Source organism: Hydrogenophaga sp., from assembly GCF_041633695.1.
Lineage (GTDB): Bacteria > Pseudomonadota > Gammaproteobacteria > Burkholderiales > Burkholderiaceae_C > Hydrogenophaga.
In genome coordinates this window covers 1-4,457 of record NZ_JBFJMY010000346.1, presented here as the reverse complement: position 1 = coordinate 4,457, position 4,457 = coordinate 1, and the positions used below count along the sequence as shown (strand labels likewise).

The 4,457-nt window shown below is 63.7% G+C and carries 4 protein-coding genes and 2 pseudogenes; all 6 read left to right on the top strand.

Annotated elements, in window-relative coordinates:
• A pseudogene (locus ABYB95_RS17645) lies at positions 1 to 616 on the top strand (acetyl-CoA C-acyltransferase); the annotation flags it as partial.
• 112 nt (positions 617 to 728) lie between these two features.
• Positions 729 to 1,493 (top strand): SDR family NAD(P)-dependent oxidoreductase, encoded by a 765-nt coding sequence (locus ABYB95_RS17640; protein ID WP_372659885.1) that lies wholly within the window; start codon positions 729 to 731, stop codon positions 1,491 to 1,493.
• 52 nt (positions 1,494 to 1,545) lie between these two features.
• The gene (locus tag ABYB95_RS17635; RefSeq protein ID WP_372659883.1) at positions 1,546 to 1,965 is read left to right on the top strand and encodes an acyl-CoA thioesterase; all 420 of its coding nucleotides are present in this window, start codon (positions 1,546 to 1,548) and stop codon (positions 1,963 to 1,965) included.
• An 84-nt stretch (positions 1,966 to 2,049) separates the two neighbouring features.
• A complete protein-coding gene (locus tag ABYB95_RS17630) occupies positions 2,050 to 2,733 on the top strand; it encodes a flavin reductase family protein (RefSeq protein ID WP_372659881.1) in 684 nt (227 codons plus the stop codon).
• Positions 2,734 to 2,848: 115 nt separating this feature from the next.
• The gene (locus ABYB95_RS17625) at positions 2,849 to 3,982 is read left to right on the top strand and encodes an ABC transporter substrate-binding protein (protein ID WP_372659879.1); all 1,134 of its coding nucleotides are present in this window, start codon (positions 2,849 to 2,851) and stop codon (positions 3,980 to 3,982) included.
• 157 nt (positions 3,983 to 4,139) lie between these two features.
• A pseudogene (locus ABYB95_RS17620) lies at positions 4,140 to 4,457 on the top strand (branched-chain amino acid ABC transporter permease); the annotation flags it as partial.

Sequence of the window (4,457 nt, the reverse complement as noted above, 5' to 3'; positions counted from 1 at the left end):
GGTGGTGAACGAGACTTTTGAGCTCGAAGGTTACGCACCACGCGCCATCCGCTTGCAAGGCAAGATCAGCGAATTGGCGCAGGACACCCACCCGCGCCTGTCGCCCCCCGAGGTATTGGCCAAGCTGCGCGCGGTGCACGCCGGTGGCGTGCAGACCGGGGGCAACAGCTCGGCCCTGGTCGACGCCGCCGCCGCTTGTGTGGTGAGTTCGGGCCGCTACGCCAAGGCCGAAGGCAAAAAGCCGCTGGCCCGTGTGGTGGCCGCCGCCGCCGTGGGCGTGCCGCCCGAAATCATGGGCATTGGGCCGGCCCCGGCGATCCGCTTGCTGCTGGAGCGCACCGGCCTCACGCTGGACCAGATCGACCGTTTTGAAATCAACGAAGCCCAAGGCGCACAAACGCTGGCGGTAGGCCGCGAGCTCGGACTGGACCTGGACAAGCTGAACGTCAACGGCGGCGCCATTGCGCTGGGCCACCCGCTGGCGGCCACCGGTGTGCGGCTCACGCTCACCTTGGCGCGCGAGTTGCAGCGCAGCGGCAAGCGCTATGGCATTTCTTCGGCCTGCGTGGGCGGTGGCCAAGGCATCGCGCTGTTGATCGAAAACCCGGCGGCATGAACGCACTCGCACAGCTCCCACACGGCGTCGCCGTTTCAAGCGGGCACGGCCGGCTTTGTGGTGCGCCTGCGCGGCTCGGCTTATCTCATCTCGATTTTTCAAGGATTGCGACATGAACATTCAAGGACACGCTGCGCTCGTCACCGGTGGTGGCTCGGGCCTCGGTGAAGCCACCGCACGCGAACTCGCCCGCCTGGGCGCCAAGGTCGCGGTGCTGGACGTGCACCTCGACAACGCGAAACGTGTGGCAGCCGACATCGGCGGTATCGCCGTGTTGTGCGACATCACCAGCACCGACAGCCTGCAAGCCGCCATCGACACGGCCGCCGCCGCGCATGGCCCGGCACGCATCTTGATGAACATCGCCGGCATTGGCAGCGCCAAGCGCGTGGTGGGCAAAGACGGCAAGGCCGCCCCTTTGGAAGATTTTGCGAAAGTGATCCAGATCAACCTGATCGGCACCTACAACGCCAGCCGCCTGTTTGCCGCCGCCTGTGCCCAGCTCGATCCGCTGGAAGACGGCGAACGCGGTGTGATGCTGTTCACCGCCAGCGTGGCCGCCTTTGATGGCCAGGTGGGCCAGCAGGCCTACAGCGCGTCCAAAGGCGGCTTGGTGGGCATGACCTTACCCATGGCACGCGACCTGGCACAACACGGCATCCGCGTGTGCACCATCGCCCCCGGCCTGTTCGCCACACCGCTGATGAAGCAATTGCCCGAGCCGGTGCAAGAGTCGCTGGCCAAGAGCATCCCGTTTCCGCAACGCCTGGGCAAACCCGAGGAGTTCGCACAGCTCGCCGCGCACGTGGTCACCAACACGCACCTGAACGGCGAAGTGATCCGCCTCGATGGCGCTTTGCGCATGGCCCCCAGATAACCACAACCTGTCTCGCCCAACCAGACACTCTGCGCAGAAAGCCAGTTGCCTCATGACAAAAACAGTGATCCACGAAATCGAAGTGACGTTCGGCGATTGCGATCCCGCCGGCATCGTTTTTTATCCCAATTTTTCCCGTTGGATGGATGCCTCGTCGCTCAATTTTTTCGTCAAGTGCGGCTTGCTGCCTTGGCGTGAACTGGTGAAAACGCGTGGCATCGTCGGCACGCCGCTGCTGGAAATCCACACCAAGTTCTCCCGCCCAGCCACCTACGGCGAGCGCCTGCAAATCCACACCAGCGTGACCGAGTGGCGCGACAAGGTGTTCATGCACCGGCACCTGGTCCAGCGCGGCGATGAGCTGATCTGCGAAGGCACCGAGACACGGGCCTTCGTGATCCGCCCGGCCGACGCGCCAGACCGCATCAAGGCCATCCCGGTGCCCGAAGACATCAAGGCCATGTGCAGTTGAAGGCGTAGCCCCCTCGGGCAAGCACCCCTCTTCGGGTTCCACAGCACGGCACCACCAGCGGACACCAAAAGCACGGAGACAACGATGTACTACGAACCCGGAAAAACACCGCACGGTCTGCCGCACGACCCCTTCAAGTCCTGCGTCGTTCCGCGACCGATTGGCTGGATCTCGACGGTGGACGCTCAGGGGCGGCACAACCTTGCGCCCTACAGCCAGTTCCAGAACGTGACTTTCGATCCGCCCATCGTGATGTTCAGCGCCAACCAGGACACAGGCGGCCAACGCAAAGACTCGGTGCAAAACGCAGAACAGTCCGGCGAGTTCGTGTGGAACATGGCCACTTACGCGCTGCGCGATGCGGTCAACATCTCGGCCGAAGAGTTGCCGCACGGCGTCGATGAGTTCGAGCGCGCCGGACTCGAAAAACGCCCGAGCCGTCTGGTCAAGCCCATGCGCGTCGCGGGCTCGCCGATCCAGTTTGAATGCGTGTACCTGAACACCTTGCGCTTTCCAGGTGTGCCACCCATGGGCACGGCCGACGTGGTTTTTGGCCGGGTGGTGGCAATACACATCGACGACGCTGTGATCGATGGCAAAGGCATGGTCGATGTGCTCAAAATCCAGCCGCTGGCGCGCATGGGCTACTTCGACTACACCTATGTGGACCACCGGTTCCAGATGGTCATTCCCGGCAACAGCAAAGCGCTGCTGGCCGGCTTGGAAGGCTCCGCCCTGAAGGCTTCTCAGGAAGCCAGAAAGGACTGAACCACGCCAGTCCGAACACCACCACGCCTGGACCAGTAGCGGCACCGTCCGCAGTTGGTCCACCACCGATCTCGCGCCCCCTACCCCGTTTTCACCCACCCCCTAGGAGACAAGCATGCAATTTCAAAAAACCCTGATCACGCTGGCCGCCACGGCGCTGTGCAGCACCGCCGCCCTGGCCGACATCAACATCGGTGTGAGCCTGGCGCTCACCGGCCCCGGCTCCGGCCTGGGCATTCCCATGCAGAACCAGTTCAAGCTGTTCCCCAAAACCATCGCCGGTGAAAAGGTCAACCTGATCGTGCTGGACGACGGCACCGATCCCGGCAAGGGCGCGGCCAACGCACGCCGCTTCGTCACCGAAGACAAGGTGGACTTCATCATCGGTTCCTGCATCACCTCGGTCGCTGCCGCCATGAGCGACATCGCCGCCGAAGCCGGTACGGTGCAATTGGCCGCCTCGCCCGTGGGTCTGCCACCCGGCAAGGACAAGTGGATGTTCCGCCTGCCCCAGTCGAATACGGTGATGGGCCACGCCGTGGTCGAGCACATGAAAAAACAGGGCGTCAAAACCCTGGGTTTCCTGGGTTACACCGATGCCTATGGCGAGCAGTGGCTGAAAGAAATCACGCCCCAGCTGGAAAAAGCCGGTATCAAGCTCGTGGGTGTGGAGCGCTTCGCCCGCACCGACACCAGCGTGACGCCGCAGGCGCTGAAGCTGGTGTCGGCCAACCCCGACGCGATTCTGGTCGTGGCCTCCGGCAGTGGTGCCGCCATGCCCCAGATGGGCATCGTCGACCGTGGCTACAAGGGCAAGATCTACCAGACCCACGCAGCGGCCTCGCAAGATCTGATGCGCATCGGTGGCAAAGCGGTTGAAGGCACCTTCGTCGTGTCCGGCCCCGCCGTGATCGCCGAGCAACTGCCCGACAGCCACCCGTCCAAAGCGGTGGCGGTCGACTTTGTGCAGAAGTACGAAAAATCCATGGGCCCCGGTACGCGCAACCAGTTCGCTGGCCACGCCTACGACGCGGAAATCGTGCTGGAAAAAGTGATTCCAATGGCCTTGAAAACGGCCAAGCCCGGCACACCCGAGTTCCGCGCCGCGATCCGCGACGCCATGGAAACCATGGGCCGCACCGTCTTCTCGCACGGCGTGATGAACTGGACCAAGGACGACCACTGGGGCTTCACGCTGGAAACCGGTGTGATGCTCAAGGTCGTGGACGGCAAGTTCAAGGTCGAGTAATAGAGGCAGAGGCCCCCCGCGCCGACTTCGGCGCCGCCCCCCTCTCTCGCCTGCGGCGGGAGGGGGGCGACACCTTGGGCCGTCCTGAGCTTGTCGAAGGGCGGGCCCTCGGTGTCCCTGGTCTCACGATCGCTTCCTTTTTTCGTTAAGGGTCTTCATGGACTTCTCGATTGCCAGCATTTTGTTGCTGGACGGCCTGACCAATGGCGCCGTGTATGCCCTGCTTGGGCTTGCAACCGTGCTGGTGTTCACCGTCACCCGCATCATCTTCATTCCCCAGGGTGAGTTCGTGGCCTATGGCGCGCTCACCTTGGCCATTTTCCAAACCGGCAAAGTACCCGGCACCGTGTGGCTGCTGCTGCTACTGGCCGGTGTGGCGGCGCTCATGGAACTGTCGGGCCGCTGGCAGCACCAGCGCAACGCCTGGGTCGCCTGCAAGGCCGCCGCTCGCACGCTGGTGCTGCCGGTGCTGGTG